21 protein-coding genes, 1 tRNA gene and 1 rRNA gene are annotated in these 24,230 nt (G+C 49.4%); all 23 read right to left on the minus strand.

Annotation, left to right across the window (positions count from 1 at the left end; all coding sequences use genetic code 11):
* Nucleotides 1-306, minus strand: a 16S ribosomal RNA gene (locus G548_RS0103915); the annotation flags it as partial.
* 301 nt (nt 307-607) lie between these two features.
* The gene (lysS, locus tag G548_RS0103920) at nt 608-2,110 is read right to left on the minus strand and encodes a lysine--tRNA ligase (protein ID WP_022792843.1); all 1,503 of its coding nucleotides are present in this window, start codon (nt 2,108-2,110) and stop codon (nt 608-610) included.
* Nucleotides 2,111-2,234: 124 nt separating this feature from the next.
* Complete coding sequence (gene dusB, locus G548_RS0103925; RefSeq protein ID WP_022792844.1) at nt 2,235-3,224, minus strand: tRNA dihydrouridine synthase DusB; 990 nt, start codon at nt 3,222-3,224, stop codon at nt 2,235-2,237.
* A gap of 33 nt (nt 3,225-3,257) precedes the next feature.
* Entirely contained in the window at nt 3,258-3,773 is a 516-nt protein-coding gene (gene folK / locus G548_RS0103930) for a 2-amino-4-hydroxy-6-hydroxymethyldihydropteridine diphosphokinase (protein WP_022792845.1), read from the minus strand.
* Nucleotides 3,773-4,135, minus strand: a complete 363-nt coding sequence (gene folB, locus G548_RS0103935; RefSeq protein ID WP_022792846.1) for a dihydroneopterin aldolase — start codon at nt 4,133-4,135, stop codon at nt 3,773-3,775. The genes folK and folB overlap by 1 nt, the downstream gene beginning before the upstream one ends.
* On the minus strand, nt 4,128-4,970 hold the full coding sequence (gene folP / locus G548_RS0103940) for a dihydropteroate synthase (RefSeq protein WP_022792847.1): 843 nt from the start codon (nt 4,968-4,970) through the stop codon (nt 4,128-4,130). Before folP ends, folB begins: the two co-directional genes overlap by 8 nt.
* A 27-nt stretch (nt 4,971-4,997) precedes the next feature.
* Nucleotides 4,998-5,828 (minus strand): aminodeoxychorismate lyase, encoded by an 831-nt coding sequence (pabC, locus tag G548_RS17310; protein ID WP_245558587.1) that lies wholly within the window; start codon nt 5,826-5,828, stop codon nt 4,998-5,000.
* Between the two features lie 8 nt (nt 5,829-5,836).
* A complete protein-coding gene (pabA, locus tag G548_RS0103950) occupies nt 5,837-6,424 on the minus strand; it encodes an aminodeoxychorismate/anthranilate synthase component II (protein WP_022792849.1) in 588 nt (195 codons plus the stop codon).
* A 27-nt stretch (nt 6,425-6,451) separates the two neighbouring features.
* A complete protein-coding gene (locus tag G548_RS17315; protein ID WP_022792850.1) occupies nt 6,452-7,915 on the minus strand; it encodes an anthranilate synthase component I family protein in 1,464 nt (487 codons plus the stop codon).
* Between the two features lie 233 nt (nt 7,916-8,148).
* The gene (gene cysK, locus G548_RS0103960) at nt 8,149-9,081 is read right to left on the minus strand and encodes a cysteine synthase A (protein ID WP_022792851.1); all 933 of its coding nucleotides are present in this window, start codon (nt 9,079-9,081) and stop codon (nt 8,149-8,151) included.
* A 109-nt stretch (nt 9,082-9,190) separates the two neighbouring features.
* On the minus strand, nt 9,191-10,084 hold the full coding sequence (gene hslO / locus G548_RS0103965) for an Hsp33 family molecular chaperone HslO (protein ID WP_022792852.1): 894 nt from the start codon (nt 10,082-10,084) through the stop codon (nt 9,191-9,193).
* A gap of 214 nt (nt 10,085-10,298) precedes the next feature.
* Nucleotides 10,299-12,335: an ATP-dependent zinc metalloprotease FtsH gene (gene ftsH, locus G548_RS0103970; protein ID WP_022792853.1), complete on the minus strand. Its 2,037-nt coding sequence runs from the start codon at nt 12,333-12,335 to the stop codon at nt 10,299-10,301.
* Between the two features lie 67 nt (nt 12,336-12,402).
* Complete coding sequence (gene hpt / locus G548_RS0103975) at nt 12,403-12,945, minus strand: hypoxanthine phosphoribosyltransferase (protein ID WP_027847186.1); 543 nt, start codon at nt 12,943-12,945, stop codon at nt 12,403-12,405.
* 230 nt (nt 12,946-13,175) lie between these two features.
* Nucleotides 13,176-14,534 (minus strand): tRNA lysidine(34) synthetase TilS, encoded by a 1,359-nt coding sequence (gene tilS, locus G548_RS0103980; RefSeq protein WP_022792855.1) that lies wholly within the window; start codon nt 14,532-14,534, stop codon nt 13,176-13,178.
* Complete coding sequence (locus G548_RS0103985) at nt 14,518-14,970, minus strand: threonine/serine exporter family protein (RefSeq protein ID WP_022792856.1); 453 nt, start codon at nt 14,968-14,970, stop codon at nt 14,518-14,520. The genes tilS and G548_RS0103985 overlap by 17 nt, the downstream gene beginning before the upstream one ends.
* Nucleotides 14,971-14,994: 24 nt before the next feature.
* The gene (locus G548_RS0103990; protein ID WP_022792857.1) at nt 14,995-15,756 is read right to left on the minus strand and encodes a threonine/serine exporter family protein; all 762 of its coding nucleotides are present in this window, start codon (nt 15,754-15,756) and stop codon (nt 14,995-14,997) included.
* A gap of 166 nt (nt 15,757-15,922) precedes the next feature.
* Nucleotides 15,923-15,999 (minus strand) — tRNA-Met (locus G548_RS0103995).
* A gap of 147 nt (nt 16,000-16,146) precedes the next feature.
* Nucleotides 16,147-16,584, minus strand: coding sequence for a S1 domain-containing RNA-binding protein (locus G548_RS0104000; RefSeq protein ID WP_022792858.1), 438 nt, complete (start codon nt 16,582-16,584; stop codon nt 16,147-16,149).
* Nucleotides 16,585-16,713: 129 nt separating this feature from the next.
* The gene (locus G548_RS17320; protein WP_022792859.1) at nt 16,714-17,106 is read right to left on the minus strand and encodes an FtsB family cell division protein; all 393 of its coding nucleotides are present in this window, start codon (nt 17,104-17,106) and stop codon (nt 16,714-16,716) included.
* Nucleotides 17,107-17,327: 221 nt separating this feature from the next.
* Nucleotides 17,328-17,582: an RNA-binding S4 domain-containing protein gene (locus G548_RS0104010; protein WP_022792860.1), complete on the minus strand. Its 255-nt coding sequence runs from the start codon at nt 17,580-17,582 to the stop codon at nt 17,328-17,330.
* Nucleotides 17,583-17,584: 2 nt separating this feature from the next.
* Nucleotides 17,585-19,066 carry a bifunctional methyltransferase/pyrophosphohydrolase YabN gene (gene yabN / locus G548_RS0104015; RefSeq protein ID WP_022792861.1) on the minus strand — a complete coding sequence of 494 codons (1,482 nt, stop codon included), beginning with the start codon at nt 19,064-19,066 and terminating at the stop codon, nt 17,585-17,587.
* Nucleotides 19,066-20,628, minus strand: a complete 1,563-nt coding sequence (locus G548_RS17325; RefSeq protein WP_022792862.1) for a polysaccharide biosynthesis protein — start codon at nt 20,626-20,628, stop codon at nt 19,066-19,068. Before G548_RS17325 ends, yabN begins: the two co-directional genes overlap by 1 nt.
* 25 nt (nt 20,629-20,653) lie before the next feature.
* Entirely contained in the window at nt 20,654-24,193 is a 3,540-nt protein-coding gene (gene mfd / locus G548_RS0104025; protein ID WP_022792863.1) for a transcription-repair coupling factor, read from the minus strand.
* Nucleotides 24,194-24,230 lie beyond the last annotated feature (37 nt).

Genomic DNA, 24,230 nt, shown 5'->3' on the forward strand with positions numbered 1-24,230 from the left:
GTCGCCTTGGGGAGCCCTTACCTCTCCAACTAGCTAATGCGCCGCGGGCCCATCGGACTGTGCAAGGATCCGAAGATCCCTGCTTTACCGCTGACCTCAGGCGAGGTCAGGGCGTATTGGGCATTAGCCCCGGTTTCCCGGGGTTATTCCCATCAGTCCGGCAGGTTGCCCACGTGTTACTCACCCGTCCGCCGCTCGTTCCACCGGTTTCCTCCCGAAGGAGTCCGCCGGCTTCCCGCGCTCGACTTGCATGTATTAGGCACGCCGCCAGCGTTCGTCCTGAGCCAGGATCAAACTCTCCGTAAAAAGTTTGATGCTGTGGCATCAGTGATGCCCTAAAAAAGTGTTGCTTTTGATTGGGGCTCTGGCTTGTCTTTCCTTTTCAAAGAACAATCTGTCGTTATTTTTGCGACTTTTATATGTTAACACCGGAGTGTCAGTAAGTCAATAACTTTTTTCGGCTGCCTGAACAGCCCGCCGCTCTCTTTGCGGCGACAAAAAATAATATATCATCGTTTCTTATTTGTACGCAACCCATTTTTATATTTTCTTTTAAATTTTTTATATAAATGCCGGCTTCCGACAAAGAAAGCCGGCATAAAGCTGTCTACTCTTCGTGGGAAGCCTGGCTGCGCATTTGTGGAAACAACAGCACATCCCTGATAGAAGCAGAGTTCGTGAGCAGCATGACCAACCGGTCGATGCCTATACCGAGCCCTCCTGTTGGGGGAAGTCCATACTCCATTGCTTCAAGGTAATCATAGTCCATCATATGAGCTTCTTCATCTCCAGCTTCTCGCTCTTCCACCTGTTTTTCAAAGCGCTCCCGCTGGTCTACAGGATCGTTCAGCTCACTAAAGGCGTTCGCATGCTCACGTCCTACAATAAATAATTCAAAGCGGTCTGTAAATCTGGGATCATTTTCATTTTTCTTTGCAAGCGGAGAAATAGCGAGCGGATGCCCGTATACAAATGTAGGCTGAATTAGTTTTTCTTCAACAAAATGCTCAAAGAATTCGTTAACTACATGACCAAAGGACATTGTTTCCCGAATAGGTACATTGTGTTCTTTAGCCAGCGCTCTCGCTTCTTCATCACTCATTTCTTTCCAGAAATCCACGCCGGTTTCTTCTTTGACAGCATCTACAATATGCATTCTTTTCCACTGATTCCCAAGCTCAATCTGCTCTTCTCCGTATTGCAGGGTAGTGCTCCCCAGTACATCTTCAGCGATCTGTACGATCAAGCTTTCGGTCAGGTCCATAATATCTTCATAGTCTCCGAAAGCTTCATACAATTCCATCATGGTAAATTCGGGATTGTGGCGGGTGGATATACCTTCATTACGGAAGACACGGCCAATTTCATAGACCTTTTCCATGCCTCCAACAATCAGCCGCTTCAGGTGCAGTTCAATTGCAATACGAATATAAAGCTCCATGTCGAGGGCATTATGATGAGTAACAAATGGACGTGCAGAAGCTCCGCCCGGGATCGTATGAAGCATTGGTGTCTCCACTTCCAAAAAGCCCTGGCGGTTCAAATGATTTCTCATGGATTGGATAATCTTACTCCGCATGATAAACGTATCTTTCACTTCCGGGTTCGCAATAAGATCTAAATAACGCTGGCGGTAGCGCTGTTCAATATCCTGAAGCCCGTGGTATTTATCAGGCAGCGGGCGAAGAGCCTTTGTTAAGAGCGTTACTTCTGTAGCACGGACAGATAATTCCCCTACATTTGTTTTGAATGCGCGGCCACGCACCCCGACAATGTCTCCAATATCCATATCCTTAAAGCCTTCGTACGCTTCGTCGCCGACTTCGTCTTTCCGTACGTAAATCTGGATCTGCCCTTCAAGATCCTGTAAATGTGCAAATCCCGCTTTTCCTTTTCCCCGCTTAGTAACCATGCGTCCTGCGATCGTAATATCCGTATTTTTTTCACTTAGCTCCTCTTTCGAGAAAGCGTCGAACTCCCGGTGCATGGTTTTTGAATCATACGTACGCGCGAAGCGTTGACCAAAAGGGTTTTTCCCTTCATTAATCAGCGCTTCCCTTTTTTCCCTCCGTACACGGAACTGGTCGTTCAACTCTTGATCCTGGCTCATAGTAGTCTCCCCTTTAGATCGTTTTTAATTTTCCTTCTATATAAATACCTTTTGTTTCCAGCTTTAGTCCGGTAGTCATAAACAGAGCGGCTTCCCTGAAAGAAGCCGCTCTTAGTGCAAATACCTACGCCATACTGGGAGCTTCCGTAGAACCGACAAAATTATATAGTGTTTCCGCTACTTCATCGCGTGTATTCAGTTCATTTACTCTGCCCCGTACTTTAGAGCCGCCGTGCATGCCCTTCAGATACCAGGCCACGTGCTTGCGCATCTCCCTCACAGCCACGTCTTCGCCTTTCAACTCTATCAGACGGTCCATATGCACGATACATACGTCCATTTTTTCCTTCGGAGTCGGTTCCTCTTCCACAAGCTTTCCTGTCTCCAAATACTGGACTGTACGGTAAAACATCCACGGGTCCCCAAGGGCGGCACGTCCGATCATGACTCCGTCCACCCCGGTCGTATCGAGCATCGCCCGCGCGTCCTGAGGGGTAGCTACGTCTCCATTGCCAATTACCGGAATATTCACCGAGTCTTTTACTTCTTTAAGTATTTCCCAGTTTGCCACGCCTTCATACATCTGCACCCGGGTACGTCCGTGTACTGCTACGCCCTCACCGCCGGCTGCCTCAATGGCCTGGGCGTTCTCCACAGCCAGTATATGCTCATCATCCCAGCCCATCCGCATTTTCACCGTTACGGGCTTATCTACTGCGTTCACAGCTGCTTTTACCATTTGATAAATTTTGTCCGGATCAAGCAGCCATTTGGCCCCTGCGTCACACTTAGTGATTTTGGGTACAGGACAGCCCATATTTATATCAATAATATCTGCATTGGTATGCTGATCCACGACTTCAGCAGCCCCGGCCATTGTTTCTTTGTCTCCGCCGAAAATCTGAAGACTGAGCGGTTTTTCCCTTTCATCTACGTAGAGCATCCGCATCGATTTTTCATTTTCGTGCAGTATTGCTTTGTCGCTTACCATTTCTGCACATACCAGCCCTGCTCCAAATTCCTTCGCAATCAGCCGGAATGCAGGGTTGCTGACTCCTGCCATCGGAGCAAGCACCACCGGGTTATTCATTTCTATGTCACGAATTTTTAACACCACAGCAACCTCCTATATGTTCGCTTTATTATTTTACGTGTCGTCGTTTTCTATTAACAGTTCGCCCCAGTATACTACGTCGGCCCGTTCCTTCTCCGGCAGTTTTTTTACATACCAACGAACCGTCTTGTCCTCGTGAACAAAACGGCCCGGGGCAATATCAAAAAACGGCACCAGAACAAAGGCCCGCTCAGTTAACCGGGGATGCGGAATAATTAAATGCTCCTTGTTCATATTCTCTTCATCATAGATAAGAATGTCAAGGTCCACTGTCCTCGGCCCCCACCGTTCTTCACGTATGCGCTCAAGTTCATGCTCGATCCGGTGAAGCACCTCCAGCAGCTCCTCTGGTCCATAATCAGTACTCCATTCGGAAACCATGTTCAGAAAATATGGCTGATCGGTCACCCCTACCGGTGCGGTTTCATACACTGGTGAAAGCTTTGTCAGCTGCATCTGTTCTTCCTGCTGCATAGCCAGGACCGCCCGCTTTAAATACTCTTCCCGCTTCCCGAGGTTCGAACCCAGCGCGATAAAAACCTGGGGCATTATGGACGAACCCTGGTCATTTCGATGGCCACGTGATCGTAGTGTCCCGGGATTGGCGGGTCCGGTTTAATCACTTTCACGTGAAGCTGCTCCACAATATTAAAACGCTCAAATATTGTTTGGGCTATCTTTTCAGCAATCGTTTCCACCAGCCGGTACGTTTGGTTTTCCACGGCCTCTTTCACCGCTTCAAATGCTTCAGCGTAGTTAACGCTTTTTTCTACATCGTCCTCTGCTGCTGCCGGCTTTAAGTCCGCTTCAAGTACTAAATTGACGCGAAAGCGCTGGCCGAGCCTGTTTTCCTCTTCAAACACCCCGTGATAAGCGTAAAACTCCATCCCCTGCAAATGAATTTTATCCAACCGAATGCTCCTTTCTTACTCCAAGCATAGCGTCCATCATCCGGGCTACGCGCGTCATTTCTTTTACGTCATGCACACGGACGATATCGCATCCGCGTTCAATACCGAGGCTCACCGTTGCACCTGTACCTTCCACACGGTCATGAGCGGGAAGCTCAAGTGTTTTTGATATGAGTGATTTACGGGAACTGCCTAGGAGTACTGGGTACGAAAGCGACGTAAACTGATCCATCTTCCGCATCGCTTCGAGGTTCTGCTCATAGGTTTTTGCAAAGCCAATGCCTGGATCCAGAATAATGCGGTCTGCCTTGACCCCGGCCCGCTCGCAAATGGCTATGCTTTCATGAATATCCTGAATCATGTCAGGCATCAAATCCTCGTACTCTGTATTATCCCGGTTGTGCATCAAAATTATCGGCACATTGTATTCAGCCGCTACCCGGGCCATGTCGGGATCTGCTTTTGCTCCCCACACATCGTTAATAATATCCGCCCCGGCTTTGACAGCTGCCTCGGCAGTGGACGCTTTATAGGTGTCCACACTGATGGGCACGTCTATCCGGCTCCTCAGGGCTTCGAGTACTGGAACGATCCGCCGCTGCTCTTCTTCTGCCTCTACAAATGCTGCTCCGGGGCGTGTGGATTCCCCGCCTATATCTATAATATCCGCTCCGTCCTCCACCAGCTTTTCTGCCTGCGCGACAGCCTGTTCCACCTCGCTGTACCGGCCTCCGTCAGAAAAGGAATCGGGCGTCACATTTAAAATCCCCATGACAAACGTTTTTAAGGAAAAATCAAGCTCCCAATTCTTCCATAGCATTACCTGATTGCGCATTTTCTCTCCTTCCTGCCGTGCCAGCTGTTATTGTTTCTCTCTTTCTTTCTGGTAGCGGCTGTGCAGCAGCCGGGCCGCTGAATGACTGGGAAAACAATAATCCCCGAGGGCGCGCACTGCTGCGATTTCCTGAATAGAATTCGTGACAAACATTTCCTCTGCTGCTTTTATATCCTGCGGGAGGAAGTACCCTTCCTCCACGATGTAGTCATTTTCATGTGCTAACTGTATCACAAATTGACGTGTAATGCCGTTTAAAATACCTGTGTCCACTGCCGGCGTATACAAAGTATTTCCCCTGCGCCAAAAAATATTGGAGACAATACCTTCAGCAGCAAACCCTTTGTCATTAATAAAAATTCCTTCCGCCTCCGGCTGATCTTTTATTTCCTGCCTGGCAAGCCAGTTGTTCATATAATGATGGGATTTCATGCGCTCCCGGCCTTCCGGACTGTTCCTTCTCAGCTGAAGCCATAAGGCGTCCTTTTGTACAGGCTCTGTTCCCGCTGCCGGAAGCGGCTTCATATAAATAACAATAACCGGCTCAAGGTAGGGAGTCGTTTGAATCCCCAGATCCCCGGGCCCCGCGGATACGTTATATCGCACGTAGGCGTTCTGCAGTCCGTTGGCCCTGAGCAGCTGCCTGATTTCTGCTTCGACCGTTTTCCGTTCATAGTGAAAGACAATGCCAAGCTCCTCTGCACCGGCTTCAAGTCTTTCCATATGAGCATCCAGTAAAAACGGATGGCCATTATACACCCGAAACGTCTCAAATAGGCCGAGCCCATACATAAAACCGTGGTCAAATACAGAAAGACGAGCTTCGCCCGCCTTCTTTATCTCCCCGTCTATATGCACATACAATGCTACAGCACCTCTTCTGACTGCCGGTGCCGGTCTACAAAGCGCTTGAGCATCTGTTTTCCTTCACCGGTCATAATCGATTCGGGGTGAAACTGCACGCCCTCAACAGGCAGGGTGCGGTGGCGGATCCCCATAATCTCTCCGGCTTCCGTTTCAGAGGTAATGTCAAAGCAGTCCGGCAATGTTTCTCTTTTCACAATTAACGAGTGGTACCTTGTCGCCGTTAATGGATTGGGAAGATCGGCATAAATACTTACACCATCATGGTGGATAGCCGATGTTTTTCCGTGCATCAGCCGCTCCGCCCGTACAACATCGCCGCCGAAGGCCTGGGCAATCGCCTGGTGGCCAAGACAGACACCAAAAATCGGGATTTCTCCGGCAAAGCGGCGTATCGCTTCGACGCTGATCCCCGCCTCATCCGGACTGCAGGGCCCCGGGGAAATCATCAGAATATCCGGATTCAACTGGGCGATCTGCTCCACTGTAATCTGGTCGTTACGCCGTACTTCGAGTTCTTCTCCCATTTCTCCGAGGTATTGCACGAGATTGTACGTAAACGAATCATAGTTATCAATCATTAAAATCATGCGAAAATCTTCCTTTCTCTTCTAGTCTCAGCTCTGCTCGTGGATAATGCCAGCCTCTGCTTCACTCTGTTTTTTCGCTTCCCATAATGCTTTGGCTTTTTTGATTGATTCTTTGTATTCTGCTCTTGAATCAGAGTCGATGACGATCCCGGCCCCTGCCTGGACATGGGCGTACCCGTCCTTGGCAAGCATCGTGCGGATGGAAATGTTGAGCTCCGCATCCTTATTGTAGCCGATCCAGCCGAACGCTCCCGTATAGAAGCCCCGGCGCACAGGCTCGAGCTCTTCAATAATTTCCATCGTCCTTATTTTCGGAGCGCCGGTGATCGTCCCTCCAGGAAACACTGCCCTTATCATATCATATACCTGCTCTGTTTCAGCAAGTATCCCCCTTACATTGGAAACGATATGCATGACGTGGGAGTACCGCTCCACCGCCATTAATTCATCCACGTTCACCGAACCATAGCGGCAGACACGGCCGAGGTCATTTCTTTCAAGGTCGACGAGCATGACGTGCTCAGCCCGCTCTTTTTCCGTGCCCATCAACTCCTTTTCAAGCGCCATATCCTCCTGATCGTCTTTTCCTCTCGAACGGGTCCCGGCAATCGGGCGGGTGGACACCTCCGCTCCCCGTTTTTTGACCAGAAGCTCCGGGGAGGCACTGACCGTCTGCCAGTCCGGGGTGTGCATATAGCCCATATACGGGGAAGGATTCAGCTCCCTCAGCTTCTGATAAATATGAAAGGCAGAGGTATGCAGGAGCTGTGTCTGGCGGGTGGATAAATTCACCTGAAACACGTCCCCCGCAGCAATATATTCTTTAATCTGCTCCACCGCCCCGCCGAACAATTCCTCAGAAAAGGAAGGTACAGATTTTTCGGCTGCTACAGCCCCCTTCGCTTCTGAACGCTCCTGTCCGGAAGACTTTTCCACCGCCTCCTCCCATGTTTTTTTCCATTTCTCGACGAATTTAACGGCGTCTTCCTCTTTGGCATGTAAATGCCATACCCACGTTTCCCCCGTTTTTTTATCGTGAATAAAAAACAGGTCATACAGCAGAAAATACGCATCCGGCATCCTCAGATCATCCACCGCGAGCTCCGGCAGATGCTCAACATACCGTACATAGTCATAGCTTATCTGGCCCACTGCGCCTCCCTGAAACGAGGGAAGAGCAGAATCTGTTGGCAGATTGTACGGCTCCATCCATTCTGCCAAGGCTTCAAGCGGATCTCCCGCATACGTTTCAGTACTTCCATGTCTATGAAGGCTCGTCTCTCCATTTTTCCCTTCCACTACCGCAAAGGGGCAAAGGCCAGCAATATCGAGTTCACCCTGATGTCCGCTTTCAAGCAGCACATGGTAAGGTTCCTCCCTGGCAAGAAAGTCGAAAGCCTGAAAAAACTGATCATTCGTCTGAAAAAACGACGTCGTCGTCTGTGTATATGATTCTCCTGCTTGAGGCCCTCGGGCCAGTCGCTCATCCATTATGTGTATGCCCCCGGTTTCATCCAATTCTCTCTTTTTACAGAAAATTCTCTTTATATTTCCTCCAAGTCTACGAAATATTTTATAAAAAAACAATCAGAACGCTGCGTTTGCTTTATTACCCTTTTTCGTTACCATTCACTCCCAATAAGCTTAAGTTCGTCACTAAAGATATTTTCCCATAAAAAAAGACCGGCCCTTTTTCAGGGCACGGACTTTTCAAGGATTTTATGCTAGTCTGCAGTTTCTTCAAACTGGTAGAGAGGCGTACTCAGGTAACGCTCACCGTTACTAGGAATAACAGCAACGACCTTTTTGCCTTTGCCTAGCTTTTTCGCTTCCTGAAGAGCAACATAAATAGCCGATCCGGAAGAAATACCGCCTAAAATGCCTTCCTCGCGGGCAGCGCGGCGGGCATACTCAAACGACTGCTCCGTCGTTGCTACTGCTACTTCATCATAAATATCTGTGTTCAGCGTACCCGGTACAAAGCCGGCTCCGATCCCCTGAATTTTGTGAGGGCCTTTATTTCCGCCGTTTAGAATTGGGGAATCCGCTGGTTCAATACCTACAATACGCATCTCCGGATAGTGCTCCTTCAACAGGCCGCCTGCGCCGGAAATCGTACCGCCGGTGCCGATGCCGGAAACGAAGGAATCAATCGGTCCCTCAATCTGCTCCAGCAGTTCGCGACCGGTCGTTTCACGGTGGATTTTCGGATTCGCTTCGTTTTCAAACTGCTGCGGCATAAAGTAGCCTTTTTCCTCAGCAAGCTCATTTGCTTTAGAAATCGCGCCACCCATGCCGTCCGGTCCCGGTGTAAGCACCAGCTCCGCACCGTATGCACGAAGAAGATTGCGACGCTCCATGCTCATTGTCTCCGGCATTACTAATACCGCCGGGTAGCCTTTGGCAGCAGCTACCATTGCCAGGCCGATGCCTGTGTTACCGCTTGTCGGTTCAACGATTGTATCCCCTTCTTTTAAACGGCCATCCCGTTCAGCAGCTTCGATCATTGCAAGACCAATACGGTCTTTTACACTGCTTCCTGGATTCATATACTCGAGTTTCAAATAAACATCTGCATCATTTTCCCCGGTTAAACGGTTTAGTTTTACTACGGGAGTATTTCCAATGAGTTCTGTAACGTTATTTGCAGCCTTCATTCATGCTCCTCCTTCAAACACCAAGTAAATTTATTGGTTTTATTATAATTTAATCGTACCAATTTGGTCAACTTCTGTCAATCTGTAGATCAAAAGGCGCATAAATAACCTAGGAGCGGTTTTCAATTTCAGAGGTGCGCTCTTTCAAACGCTCCAGATCCTCTACGTCCAGATGATAGACCTCATTACAAAAATGACACGTTGTCTCGGCTCCCCCGTCCTTTTCAATCATATCCTGGAGCTCATCGGTGCCAAGAGAGATGATCGCGTTTTCTACGCGTTCCTTGGAGCACTGGCAGGAAAACTGGACCGGCTGCGTATCAAGCACGTTTACTTCTTCACCGAGTATAATATGAAGAATTTCCTCCGGGGTTTTGCCGTGTTCAATAAGCTTGGACACCGGTGGCATCTGCTGTATCTGCTGTTCAAGGTGCGCTACATATTCTTCCTCTGCATCCGGAAGAACCTGAATAATAAACCCGCCCGCTGCTTTTACAGAGTTATCCGGATTTACGAGCACCCCGAGGCCGACAGAGGACGGCAGCTGCTCGGAATTTGCAAAGTAATACGTAAAATCGTCTCCGAGTTCGCCGGATACAATCGGAACGTTGCCGGTAAACATATCCCGCATGCCTAAATCTTTAACGACCGAGAGTGTTCCTTCCGTACCGACGGCACGGGCCACGTCCAGTTTTCCGCTGTCGTTCAAATCGAAGTGAACCTGCAGGTTGTGGGCGTACCCCCGGGTATCACCCGAAGAGTTACTGTCGACAATAATCGGCCCCATCGGCCCGTGGCCTTCAATTTTAATGGTCAGTTTGTCATCACCTTTAAGCATTGCTCCCATCATGGAACCGGCTGTCATTGCCCGGCCTAAAGCCGCCGAAGCAGTCGGCCATGCCTGGTGGCGCCTGACTGCCTCATCTACCATTTCTGTTGTATGAACGGCATAAGCACGAACCTGATGATTAAACGCTGTTGCTTTTACTAAATAATCCTTCATTGATTTAATTCCTTCCTTTCCACTCTTGCTCTCTATATCATTATATTATCTTTGAAAACCTGATACATAGTATTGTACAAAACCAATTGAAAAACAACTAATTCGCTCGCACGCTTTCTGTTTATGCTATACCGCAGAATGTGCGAAGAAAAACGTCCGCTTTCTTTCCGCATACAAAAAAGGATGCCCGCTTAAAGGCATCCTTTCTTTTATATTAGTCGCGACGGTTTGTATCGTCACTGTCGGAGTTCGAATCCGAAGAAGTTGTCGTTTCTTCCGGGGAGCTCTCCTCCGAAGAAGATTCACCGTTGTCGCCTTTTAGGACGTGGTCAGCCTGTTCCTCTTCACGCTTTTGTTCTTCGCTTTTCGCAGCACCCATCTCTTCATCCGATTTATTCGAATAGTGATCTTCCGGGAGCTTGCCGTCTTCGACCAGGGAACGGATCTGCTCTGCATCCAGCGTTTCCAGCTCCAGAAGACTTTGGGCAACAAGCTCAAGCCGGTCTTTATACTGCGTAAGAATTTGTTTACAGCGTTCATACGACTCCATAATAATTCTTTGCATTTCATTATCAATTTCGTGAGCGATAGCGTCACTGTAATTTTGTTCATTCTGCATGTCACGGCCGAGAAAGACCTGGCCGCCTCCGCTTGAACCAAACTGCAGCGGGCCGAGCTTTTCACTCATACCGTACTCGGTAACCATGCGGCGGGCGATATCTGTCGCACGCTGGAAGTCATTATGAGCACCTGTACTCACTTCGTTAAACATGACTTCCTCTGCCACCCGGCCGCCCAGCAGGCCGACAATTTTGTCGAGAAGCTCCGGCTTGGTCATAAAGTAACGATCTTCCTTCGGAAGCATCATTGCATAACCGCCGGCCTGGCCACGCGGCACGATAGTCACCTTGTGCACCATATCCGCGTTTTCAAGCTTCATACCAACAACTGTGTGGCCAGCTTCGTGGTGAGCCACGATGTTACGTTCTTTTTCTGAAATAACGCGTGATTTTTTCGAAGGACCAGCAATAACGCGGTCAATTGCTTCTTCTACATGCGTCATTCTGATCTTCTGCATATCAGCACGGGCTGCCACAAGCGCTGCTTCGTTCAGAAGGTTTTCGAGGTCCGCGCCGGTAAAACCAGGCGTACGCTGGGCAATAGCCCGGAAGTTAACATCTTCTGCGAGCGGCTTGTTGCGCGCATGTACCTGAAGAATTTCCTCCCGGCCGTTTACATCCGGACGGCCGATAAGAATCTGACGGTCAAAACGTCCCGGACGCAGAAGTGCAGGGTCGAGTACGTCGGCACGGTTAGTAGCCGCAATGATAATAATACCTTCATTGCCGGCAAAGCCATCCATTTCCACCAGAAGCTGGTTCAGCGTCTGCTCACGTTCATCATGGCCGCCGCCGACACCGGCACCACGCTGGCGTCCTACTGCGTCAATCTCGTCAATGAAAATAATACACGGCGAATTTTTCTTCGCATTTTCAAAAAGGTCACGCACACGGGAAGCACCGACACCGACAAACATTTCCACAAAGTCTGAACCACTGATGGAAAAGAACGGTACGTCTGCTTCTCCGGCAACCGCCTGGGCGATCAGCGTCTTACCTGTACCCGGGGGACCGACAAGAAGTACGCCTTTTGGAATACGGGCGCCAATGTTGGAGAATTTACGGGCATCTTTCAGAAAGTCAACGACTTCCACAAGCTCCTGCTTTTCTTCCTCCGCACCAGCTACGTCTTTAAAACGCACCTTCTTTTTGTCTTCCTGGTACATCTTCGCCTTACTTTTACCAAAGTTCATCATCTTGCTGCCGCCGCCCTGGGACTGGCTGAGCAGGAAGAAGAATAGAAGGAAGATAATGATGAATGGAATCATCGTCGTAAGGAAAGTAACCCAGCCGCTTGTTTCTTCTTCCGGCTGTGTATCAAATTCGACAGCGTTTCCGTTTGGCCCCTGGGCTGTCTGCAGCTGCTGTGTTGATTCATCTGTCATCGGAATATACGATTCGTATGTTTCCGCGTTTTCAGTATCTTCACTTGTAGCAGCTGTTACATTATAAACGCCGCCCTCAGGCTGAAGCGTAATAGTAGCAAATTCGTTCTCGCTAAGACGTTCATTAAACTCTGTACTGCTGATTGTATTTGTATCTCCACCATCGTTTTGGGCAAAGCTGATAATCCCTATAATAACCAGGAATAAAAAAAGCCAAAACACAGTGTTACGAAAAATTCGGTTCATTCCTGACCTCCTCCTGCATACATCGAAAGCTGCAATAATAGTATCATATTCACTTGTCTGTTCCTAATCATCCGCCTTGATAAATCTCCGGCTTTAATACACCGATATACGGCAGATTCCGGTATCTTTCTGCGTAATCCAGACCGTAGCCGACGACAAATTCATCCGGCACAGTAAAACCAACAAGGTCTGCGGTAAGGTCTACCACCCGTCCCTCCGGCTTATCCAGAAGCGTTACAACCTTCAACGACTTTGCTCCCCGGGTCTGCAGGAGGCTGATTAAGTATTTAAGCGTACGCCCGCTGTCGATAATATCTTCAAGTATCACGATGTCTCTGTCGTAAACCGTGGTGTCCAGGTCTTTGATAATTTTAACTTCCCCAGTAGAAACCGTGCCCCCGGCGTAGCTGGAAACGTCCATAAAATCCATTTCAAGATGAATATTCATGCGCTTGACAATATCCGCCATAAAAGGAAGTGCTCCTTTTAAAACTCCGATTACTAAAGGAAAACGCCCGTCATATTCTTCCGTAAGCGTCGTGCCCAGTTCTTTGATTTTTGTCTGCAGTTCTTCTTCCGAGATCAATATATCCTGTATTTCGTCGTGCATCTGAATGTCTTTACCCTCCCAAGCGAATTTCATTCTCTCATCCGGGCTGTTATTTAACAGCCGCTGTTTTATTTTATAAAACTATAGTCACAAAACAGAAGCAGTACAACCGTGTTATAAGCTGCTATTGTTAAAAATGGTCCATTTTCAATCATAGCACGTATAAAGGGAATTTACTTCCCTGCACAAAAAATTTTCCGAAATTGTCACTTCTTATTTCACATGCCCATTTAGTCCTTTTTCCAAAAAAAGTAAGCCGTCTCTTTTTCATAGCGAAAGGAGGCCCTAAGGCCCGGAAGCCATAAAATGGTCCCCTTTTCATCTGTAAATACGGGCCGGCGCGCACGTTCATGCTTTGGAACTTTTTCGTCTATAAACAGACGATGAACTTTTTTCGCTTCCTTCATGCCTGGTATATGTATTCGGTCCCCTGCGCCCGGGGGTCTTACGTATATCGGGAACGAAAGAATGCTTTCCGGTACAGCAATCCAAAAATCTGCCTCCTCCGGCCGGTCACGACTTACTCCAGCGATGCCGGTGCCGTACTTGCAGCTACCGTAGTCAGAAATACGTATCGGTTCAGGAAATGAAGCACTGGCTTCCTCCCTGCGCAAAAATTCCAGACTGTCATAAGATTTGCGGACCAGTATACCACCAGGTAAATGAAGTTCTTTCGATGGGCCGCCGGCAGAAGCCAGACCAATACAGGAATCCACCAAAGAAGCAGAAATGCCTGTTTCTTCTGCAGAAAAATAATAATTTAATAGTAGCGAAACCGTTTCCCTTTGTAAAGCAAGAGGGGTTTCGTGAAAAAAATCCATCCTTACATCTGCATAGTTGAGCTCCAGCTTTTTCCCGTATAAACCGAGAGAGGCCCGGGCCTGACTGCGCATATAGTTTTGCTGCTCCTTCTGCCATTCATACTTTTCCTGCATGTGATGATGCACTAAAGGAAATTCCTCTGCCAGCTCCGGAATGACGTGGCGGCGCACCCGGTTGCGCCTGTAATCGTCCGTGGAATTACTTTCATCCTCCACATAAGGTATACCGTGCTTTCTGCAATAGATCACGACATCTGTTTTTTTTACGCCAAGCAGAGGACGCGCGACCTCAAAACCGTTCATTGTACGCTTCGGGGCGATGCCTTCTTCTCCGAGAAGTGAGCGGCCGGAAGCTGCCTGCATGATCATCGTTTCGAGCTGGTCATCCGCATGGTGACCAGTTATCAGCACGTTGTAGTCAAACCGTTTCATAGTGCGGAAAAAGAAATCATACCTTTTTTCCCGTGCAGCAGCCTGTGTCGCCTTTTTTTCAGGAGCTTCTTTCATAAACATTGCCGCAGAAAAAAAGGGGAGCTGCTGGCGCTCTGTCCATGCCCGCACCATCTGTGCCTCTGACCTCGATGTCTCCGGACGGAAGCCGTGGTTTACATGCACGACTCCTAAGGTGAATTCATATTTGTTCTGTAAGCTTTTTAGAAGGGACGCAGCTGCCATGGAGTCGGGACCGCCGGAAACCGCTGCGAGTACTTTTGCGCCCGGTGGTATCATTTCCCATCTGGTGATCCATTCTTCAACGATGCGTTTCATAACGCTGGCCCACTCCTTTGCCAACAGAAAATACCGAAAACGCGAATACGAGGCCAGCTGCAATGGCAATGGCCTGCAGTACTGTTTCCACGCCCTGCTCCAGTCCGTATAAATAACGTTCCTGCACGAAAGCAAGCATTGTTTCATACGCCCGGCTACCTGGAATCAGCGGAATAATGCCGGGGAGACTGAATGTTGTTACCGGCACCTTCATAAAACGGGCAAACCACTGGCTGACAAACGAAGCAAAAAAAGCAGCCACCGCTGCCGCAAAAACGAGCGACAATCCAAGCACCGGCATCAGTGAATAAATGGCCCACGTGCCTACACCGATAAACCCGCCCCACCAGACGAGACGGAGCGGAATATTAAAAATAATCGCAAAAGCAATCGTTGCGACAAAACAAAGGCCCAGCTCTAATGCAAACATCGCCATCGTTATTTCCCTCTTTTCTTCAGTCTATACGAAAAAAATTGTGAGTGCTACTGCCACGCCCCCTGCTATAGACATGCTTGAGACAGCTGCTTCGGCCCCCCTGGCCACTCCTGCCACCAGATCTCCCGACATTAAATCACGCACCGCGTTTGTCAGCGGTACGCCTGGCACAAGGGGAATAATTGTGCCGATAATGACCTGATTGGTATTCATCACAAGCCCCATCTGCACCATCAGCATGGCTAATAAAGCACCTGTAAATGATGCCAAAAACTCTGAGAAAAACTTCACTTTCAGCCTCATCTGGTAGCGTACGAGCGCTATCGCTGTCACAAGTCCGCCAAGCGCAGCCGGCAGCATATCCATCACACTCGAGCCGATTAAATATGAAAAAGCGCCCCCGCCGATACCGGAAGCCAAGTAAATGAACCATACAGGGTAATTCATCGGTGCTTCTTCAATTTCTTTTAACTGCTTCTTTACTTCTCTTGAAGTCAGGAGACCGCTCACGTATTCCCTCGACAGCTGGTTGACCGAGGTTACCTTGCTTAAATCCTGATAACGTTCCTCGATTCGGAGCATTTGTATATGATCACGCTGGTCTACAGGCGATTTAAACGATAAAAAGATAGCTGTTGTCGTCACAAATGTATTCACCTGCTCCATTCCGGCAGCCCGGCCCATTCTCCGCATTGTATCCTCTATCCGGAACGTTTCTGAGCCGTAACGAAGCATAAGCTGTCCAGCATGCAGACACATGGCCATAATGTCATCTGCTTTTTCCACGTGCCTCCCCGCCCTTCCTCAATTAATATGTAAATGTGCTTTCGGTTAAAGTATAGAATACTCGCCAGCGGAACAAAAGTAGTTTTCAAAAGTGAAACCGCTTTAATTAATTGGAACAAAATAAAACCACTGCCCGGTTAGCAGTGGAAGCATTCAAGTTATAATTTGGTAGCGGCGGAGGGGATCGAACCCCCGACCTTACGGGTATGAACCGTACGCTCTAGCCAGCTGAGCTACGCCGCCATTTATTGCGACATTCACGATTATAAATTGTTTTTATATTAAAAGTCAATATGCGATATGAAATTAATTTCAGCTGAAGCATTTCCCCAAACAAAGAGAGCCTGCCGTGCGCTGGCAGGCTCTCTCCAGGGTTGGAAGCTTTCGGCATTACTTGCGGGATTTTTTTCCTCGTTTTTCTGTATGCTTACGGATAGTGGCCAGGCGTTCTTCACTGTCTTTCATGAAGCTGCTCATTTTGTCTTCAAAGCTTGCCGGACGCTGCTGCGGAGGTTTCGATCCTCCGCGGGGCCGTTCTCCCCCGCTTTTTGGACGGCCGCTGCCGCTGCTTTTCGGGCGTTCTTCCTGAGGACGGTCCTGCGCCTTACGGATAGAGAGTCCGATTTTTCCATCATCCTCTACCTTCATCACCTTTACTGTCACTTCATCTCCGACCGACAGAAAATCACTGATGTTTTCCACATATTTATCCGCGACTTCACTAATGTGAACGAGACCTGTTTTTCCCGGCTCCACTTCTACAAAAGCGCCAAACTTCGTAATGCCGGTAACCTTGCCCTGTATCTTGCTGCCCACTTCAATTGCCATCTAAAAAATGCTCCTCCTTATGGATCCTATATGAAATATAAAAAGAGATTAGTGCAAAAGAAATAGAAACGCCTCACGTTTTCAATTTCTCTGTGTCCAAGTAATTATACTCGAAGCCAAAAAACAATGTCAATTAGATGAATTGCTTTCCGGAAGTTTATAAAGCGTTTCCCCTTCTTTAGTTAAATAATATTCTTCCCGGGCGACTTCCGCTATGTAATCAAGGTCGTTGTAATCCTCCACCTGCTGATTTAACTCTGCTTCTTTATCCTCGAGGTTCACCATCTGCTCTTCCATCTGCTGTTGCTCTTCATTGTTGGCTGCAATTGTCTGCCACTGTGAAAACAAAGTAATTCCCATCAATATGACGACAAAGGCAGTAACGACAGTCAAAGCAGTCATTCTTTTTTTCAATCCACGGCGCTGCTTTTGCACTGCGGCTTCTTTACGGGCGTCTGTCTGTGTCTGCTGGTAGGAATGCGGTCGATGAATGTTTGTTACTTTTTTCTTTTCTTCAATCAATCAAGAGCTCCTCCTTCGCTCGTCTCTGCAAGCTTTGTTGTAAAACACGCACTTTATAAACCGTTTACGTTTTTAGTTATGTTAATCATAACGGAGCAGCGAAAGAGTTTCAACACGGTTTTTCCGCTTTATTACAGTTTTCCGCTTTATTTTTTCCGTTTTCGCAGGTTTTCTTCCATACTAAACAATAAAGCCGTCCCAAAAAGGAACGGCCGTTCGCGTTATTTGCTTTCTTCTTCTATCAATGTATACATCGATTCTGCTTCATCTTTTTTCGTTGTATCTTTAATGGCTTCTACTCTTAACTTTAATGTCTTCGAAGCAAAACGTACGATGATTTCATCCCCAGGCTTTACTTCCGTTCCGGCCTTCGCCTGATTGCCGTTTACCGTAATGCGTCCCTGAGCAGCTACTTCCTTTGCAAGAGTTCTCCTTTTAATCAGCCGGGACACCTTTAAAAACTTATCTATTCTCACCGTTACTCCTCCTTCTTCGCTTCCTGCCACCAGAATTCCGCTGTCTGCAGAAAGTTCTCTTCCTTCCAGTGCCGGTTTTCATCCTGCATTCTCCGTTCAATGTAGGCAAAGCGACGGAAAAATTTCTGGTTCGTCTGTTCCAGCGCTTCCTCCGGATGCACCCGGAAAAACCGGGCGAGATTAACGAGCACAAATAAAATGTCCCCAAATTCTTTTGAGCTGTTTTGTTCGTTTCCTGCCCGAAGCTCTGCTTTCCATTCTTCTATTTCTTCGTGGAGCTTGTCCCACATCGGAGCGTCATCATCCCAGTCGAAACCGGCCTTCGCTGCCTTTTTCTGAATTTCGTAGGCTCTCATGAGCGCTGGCGCTGCCGGGGGAATATCCGCCAGTACAGAATCTTCTTTGCCATCTTTGCCTTTTTCAGCTTTTTTAATCTCTTCCCACTGGGTGTTCACTTCTTCCGGAGTAGCCGCGGCTGACTCCGCGAACACGTGCGGATGCCGGCGGATCATTTTTTCAGTTACTGATTCCACCACATCATCAATGGTAAAAAAGCCTTCTTCCTCACCAATTTGAGCATGAAGCATCACCTGAAGCAAGATGTCTCCCAGTTCCTCCTGCAGATTGTCGTCGTCTTCGGCATCGATCGCACTTAATACTTCATAGGTCTCCTCGAGCAGGTATTTTTTCAGTGACTGATGCGTCTGCTTCCTGTCCCATGGGCACCCGTCCGGTGCGCGGAGGGAGGCGATAATGCTGCGCAATTTCTCCCAGTCTCCGAACCGGGACGAAAACGGAAGCGGCGGCACATAGACTGACATTAGATTATCGACAAAGTCTTCGCGGTCAAGCTCATAGAGCGGAAGCTCCTGAAGCCATTCTCCCGCAGTACCCGCTCCGGAAATCATGTGCACCATATGTTCTTCCGGATAAAGCTCCATCAGCGTCAGCTTCACCTCTGAAGCTGCCATACGATCGTACACCTGGGTAAGCAGCAGGTGGGTGGAGACCTGCACCTCTTCTCTTTTCAGCGCTGTCGCGTCCAGCAGCTGAAAGCCTTCACTCGGATCCAGCCGGAGGGCTGCAAAGACGGGGTCTAAAAAGCTTTGGCCCCCTACTACATCCACCCGGCATTTTCCGGCATTTTCCGCTTCAAGCAGCTGCTGCACTACCATTTCTGCCACTAGCGGATGGCCCGGCACTGCATAACAAATGTCTCCGGAAGCTTTGGAAGCCATAAGCAGCTCTTCTGTCATGAATCCGTATGCTTCTTCAAACGAATCTGTCTGTTCGTAAATCCGGTCAAAGGTTTTATAATCCGGAAGCTCTTCCTGCAGCTCTCTGACTACCGGGTGCTCCCTGGTACGTAAATACAGAGGTGAAGCTGAGCGGAGACGACGGTAAACGTTCAGGGGGAGCTGCCCGGCATCCCCAGCCCCCAGCCCTAAAATGGTAATAACTGGCCGCATATCTGCATTATTCATTAGGAAGCCCCTCTCTTTTCATTCTTATTTCCGCCTGCGGAAAACATGTTCCATTCCTGGCGTTCGAAAAGTCTTAAGCCTTTGACAAGGGCAAGACAAAGCGCCACACCGGCACCAGCCAGGCCAAGGGCCCACACGCCAGCGGCCGTCCTTGCATCCACGCTGCCCACAGGCAGCTGCAGCACCCACAGGCCAGCTCCAAGCAGGGCTAAAAGAGTCATCCAGCAGGCGAACCATCTGCCAGAAGGCCAGGAAACCAGCCGGTGCCTCTGCAGAAGCTTTCCCTGCAGGAGGCTCGTAACCGCAAGACCGCCGATCGTCGCCGCAGCTGCGCCAATTGCACCAAAGGCCGGGATAAGCATTATATTTCCGACAAGCTTTATGATTCCTCCGGCCACTATCGAACCCGCAGCCATCCGGACACGGCCTGCTCCCTGGAGAATTGCGTTCGCGGTTACAATCCAGCCACTGAACAGAAGTGAAACAGCGAGCGCAGCCATAAGCTCTGTCCCTCTACTGTTTTCAAACAGCATCACATTCACAAACTCAGCTACTGTATACAGCCCTACAGCCGCTGCTCCGCCGATAACCAGACTGATCCGAAGAGCAAGCCCGCCAAGAAAAACTCCTTCTTTTCCGCGCAGCGAAGGGAGTACAGCCGCTGCGAGCGCCGTAGAGATTACCGTGCCGAACTGAAGAAGCGGCTGTGCCCGGTCCAGAACACCCTTCGTTTCTTTCGCCTCCCGTCCGGAAATACCATAAGCCTCAAGGCCGGGAATTACAGTAAACGCATCAATCCATTGATAAAATAAAAACACCATGGCACCGAGACAGGCGACCACTCCTGGTATAAGCAGTTTCTTCCCCATTGTTCTGTACTCGTCCCCGGACCCCCGGAAGCGAAAAGGCAGCGGTTTACGACGGTGCTGAAACCACCAGAGCAGCAGCAGAATCAAAGCTCCGACGCCGGCGCCTGCTATAGAAGCCCCTATAGCCCCAGCACCTGTGTCATATACTCCCAGGCCGGCCGACACTGCTGCCCAGGCAAATAACAAAATAAAGCTTACCCGGCACACCTGCTCCACTACATGTGATAAAGCTGTCGGCTCCATTCTCCCTATCCCCTGGTAATATCCGCGCCCAAGCGAAAGCACAGGCACGAGGAGAAACACGAATGAAGTCATGCGCAGCACCGGTGTAAGCTGCCCGTCTCCCATGGCATCCGCCACCACAGGCGCAAAAAGAAACAGAAGTACAAAAGCCGAAGCCGCCGCAGATACCAATACCATCCCAGCCGCTTTCATCGTTTCCAGCCGCTCGGATGCTTTTTTCTGCTGGACCATTTCCCCGGCCAGCACAGCCGGAAAGCCGTAAAGAGCGAGAATCATCGCTATACCGTAAAACGGGTACACCTGCTGATAAACATAATACCCAATATCTCCGGTCATATTCTGGTATGGAATCCGGTAAACAGCGCTGAATATCTTTCCTATCAGGGCAGCTGCTGTCAGCAGGGAAACGCTTTTTAGTAAACGGACGAAAGAGCTTCTGTCATTTGTCATCTTCGATCCCTTCTATCCGCCCGCTCTATTTCGGGGACGTTGTTTCTTCCGGCTCTTTTTTTGCTTCCTGCACGCCTTTGACGACCGCCTGCACAGAAGTGAGAATTTTCATTTCTTCGAGCCGCTGGTGCTGCACTGATATCTGAATCTTTTTCCCGCTGGTCCCGATACCGATATGACGTCCCAGGTCATTTACAAGTCCGAACAGCGAAGCGCCATCTGCTTCACTGCTTGCTGCTTCGCCTACCAGAATAATGGTTTTGTTTGCTTCCTGGGAAATAGACTCTACTCCCGAAGCTTCGGCGCGCAGACGAATATTACTGAGAATAAACAGCTTTTCCACTTCCACCGGATATTCTCCGAAGCGGTCCATCATTTCACTCTGCAGATCTTCCATATCCTCAAGCGTCTCAAGTCCCCGGAAGCGTTTATACATCTCTATTTTCTGCTTGGAGTCATCAATATAAAAGTCAGGGATGTAGGCGTCTGCTTTCATATTCATCTCCATCTCCGGCTCCTTCTGTTTCGGCTGACCTTCTTTACGTTCTTCAATAGCTTCTTTTAGCATCTGCGAGTACAAATCAAATCCCACGGATTCAATGTAGCCGTGCTGCTCTGCGCCGAGCAGATTACCCGTTCCGCGGATGGAAAGATCTCTCATGGCAATCTTAAAGCCCGAGCCAAGCTCCGTAAATTCCTTGATCGCCTGCAGACGCTTTTCCGCCACCTCAGAAAGCACCTTGTCGCGCTGGTACGTGAAATACGAATAAGCTACGCGGTTGGACCTGCCGACCCGGCCGCGGATCTGATACAGCTGGGAAAGCCCCATCCGGTCAGCGTTGTTAATAATAAGCGTATTCACATTCGGGATATCGACCCCGGTTTCTATAATCGTCGTCGTGACCAGCACATCCTTGTTGCCCTCTAAAAACTCCACCATAACCGATTCGAGCTCCTGCTCATTCATCTGCCCGTGAGCGTAAGCGACCTCTGCCTCCGGCACAAGCATCGAAATCTGGTCAGCCATCCGGCTGATATTATCCACCCGGTTATGCATAAAATACACCTGGCCGCCGCGGCTGATTTCGCGTTCTATAGCTTCTTTGACCAGCGTCGGATTGTATTCCATCACATACGTTTGTACTGGAAAACGGTTTTCCGGCGGGGTCTCGATGACAGAGAGATCCCGCACGCCGAGCATCGACATGTGCAGCGTTCTTGGAATAGGCGTTGCCGTCAGCGTTAATACGTCGATGTTTGCCTTGAGCCGTTTGATTTTCTCCTTATGAGTAACCCCAAACCGCTGCTCTTCATCGACAATCAGCAGCCCTAAATCATGAAACTGTACATCTTTGGAAAGCACACGGTGCGTGCCGATCACAATATCGACACTTCCTGCCTTCAGCCCCCGGGTTGTTTCATTCTGCTGTTTTTTTGTTCGGAAGCGGCTCATCAGGCCGATGTTGATCGGCTGGTCGGCAAAACGCTCTGTGAGCGTGTCGAAATGCTGCTGGGCCAAAATCGTTGTCGGCACCAAAATGGCCACCTGCTTGCCATCCATCACTGCTTTGAACGCCGCCCGTATCGCCACCTCTGTTTTTCCGTAGCCAACATCACCACATAAGAGGCGGTCCATTGGACGTTCGCGCTCCATGTCTTCGCGGATTTCTTCAATCGCTTTTATCTGATCCTCTGTCTCCTCGTAAGGGAAGGTGGCAGCAAACGCCTGCTCTTCCATCGCATACCGGTTGAAGGCGTGCCCCTTCGTAGCCTCCCGTTCCGCATATAGCTTGATCAGGTCGTCGGCGATGTCTTCAACAGAGGATTGTACCTTGCGCTTTACACGCTTCCAGTCGTTGCCGCCGAGTTTATAAATTTTAGGATCCTTTTCTTCTGACCCCACGTACTTTTGAACCTGATCAATCTGCTCGACCGGCACATACAGTTTGTCGTTGCCCGCATAGGACACGTTTAGGAAGTCCTGGTGTACTCCTCCAACGTCGAGGGTTTCCATGCCAAGGTATTTTCCGATGCCATGGTTCACGTGAACGACCAGGTCTCCCACCTGCAGCTCCGAATAGCTCTTGATGCGTTCAGCATTGTTCAGCTTTTCGCGGCGCCTGGAGCGGCGTACCTGCTTTGTAAACGTCTCCTGCTCCGTAATGACGGCAAGCTTCTCGAGTGGCAGTTCAAATCCGCTGTCTAGTCGTCCCTGAACAATAGCAGGACGTCCCGGCGTAAATGGCCCGTCCTTTTTTGCCCGTTCTGCTTCTACGCCGTAATCATCGAGAATTCTCTGCAGCCGTTCGAGCCGGTCCTCTGTCTCAGCGGCAAAAACGATACGAAATCCTCCGTTCTGCCAGCGTTCAATTTCATTTTTCAGCACCGGCAGCTGACCGTGAAACTGCTGCATTGCCTTGCTCGTGATGTTCGCCACCCGGCGCGGGTGAAACTCGGACAAACTACGGGTAAATAAAGAGAAAAGCACCTTCGGAAAGTCGATGTTTTTCATCAGCGTGTGGAACGGCACCGAAAGCTGCATTTCTACCGGCAGCTCTCCCTGCTCTACCATATTTGTCCGCCACTCTGCCTCTTCTTCATCCAGACGTTCTGCCGTTTCCTGGACCCGGCTTACTTCATCGATAAAAAAGATCGTGTCTGAGGAAAAATAACTGCTCAGAGTAGCCGGCTTTTCATAGAAAAACTGCATATATTTGTACAGACTTTGAAAGCGTACGTGCTGCAGCAGCTGCTCCCGCTCTTCCGACAGGCGCTCCTGCACCTTCTGTTTCACGGTCTCGTCTTTGACCGTTTTCAGCGTTTTGCTCAGTCCGTCCTCAAGGTGAGAGGCTGCCCGCTGAAATTGCTCCGGATAAAGAATGGTTTCCTGGGCAGGGCTGATATTGACCTTAGTAATCTGCTCAATTGTCCGCTGGTCCTCCGGATTAAATAAACGCAGAGAATCAACTTCTGTATCAAACAGCTCCAGCCGCACCGGATTGTCGGCCGTCAGCGAGTAGATGTCGATAATCCCACCGCGGATGCTGAATTCACCAGGAGCAGCCACCATATCAGCGCGCTGATAGCCGGAAGCATAGAGAAATTGCTGGAACGCATCCAGGTCAAGATCATCACCGGTATGCAGCGGCCACTGGGCTGCTTCCCAAACAGCAGGCGGAGGCAGCAGACGGCGCAGGCCGGCCACCGGGCTCACAATAATTCCGTCAAAGCCGCCGATCAGACGGTCGAGCACTTCAATTCGCTGCGATCTCATTTCCGGACTCGCTACCGCAATTTCAGCAGAAATAAGCTCATTGACCGGATATATTAACACTTCCTTCTCCGACCATTCCAACAAATCATCGTACAGCTTCTGCGCCTGATACAGCGTGTGCGTCACTACCAGCTGAGGCTGCTGCGTCTTCTCCTGGGCAAGCGTCATAAATAACGTTCTTGCCGATCCGCTGAGCCCTGAAATTAGCTGCTCCGGCACCCCGTTTTGGAGATCACTGATAACTTCACTGATCTCCGGGTTGGAGGCCAATATCGATGGTAAACCCTTCATGCTCGTTCCTCCCTATTTATAGTGCTCTCTTTTTTTA

Source organism: Marinococcus halotolerans DSM 16375 (genome assembly GCF_000420725.1).
In the GTDB taxonomy this organism is placed as follows: Bacteria; Bacillota; Bacilli; order Bacillales; family Marinococcaceae; genus Marinococcus; species Marinococcus halotolerans.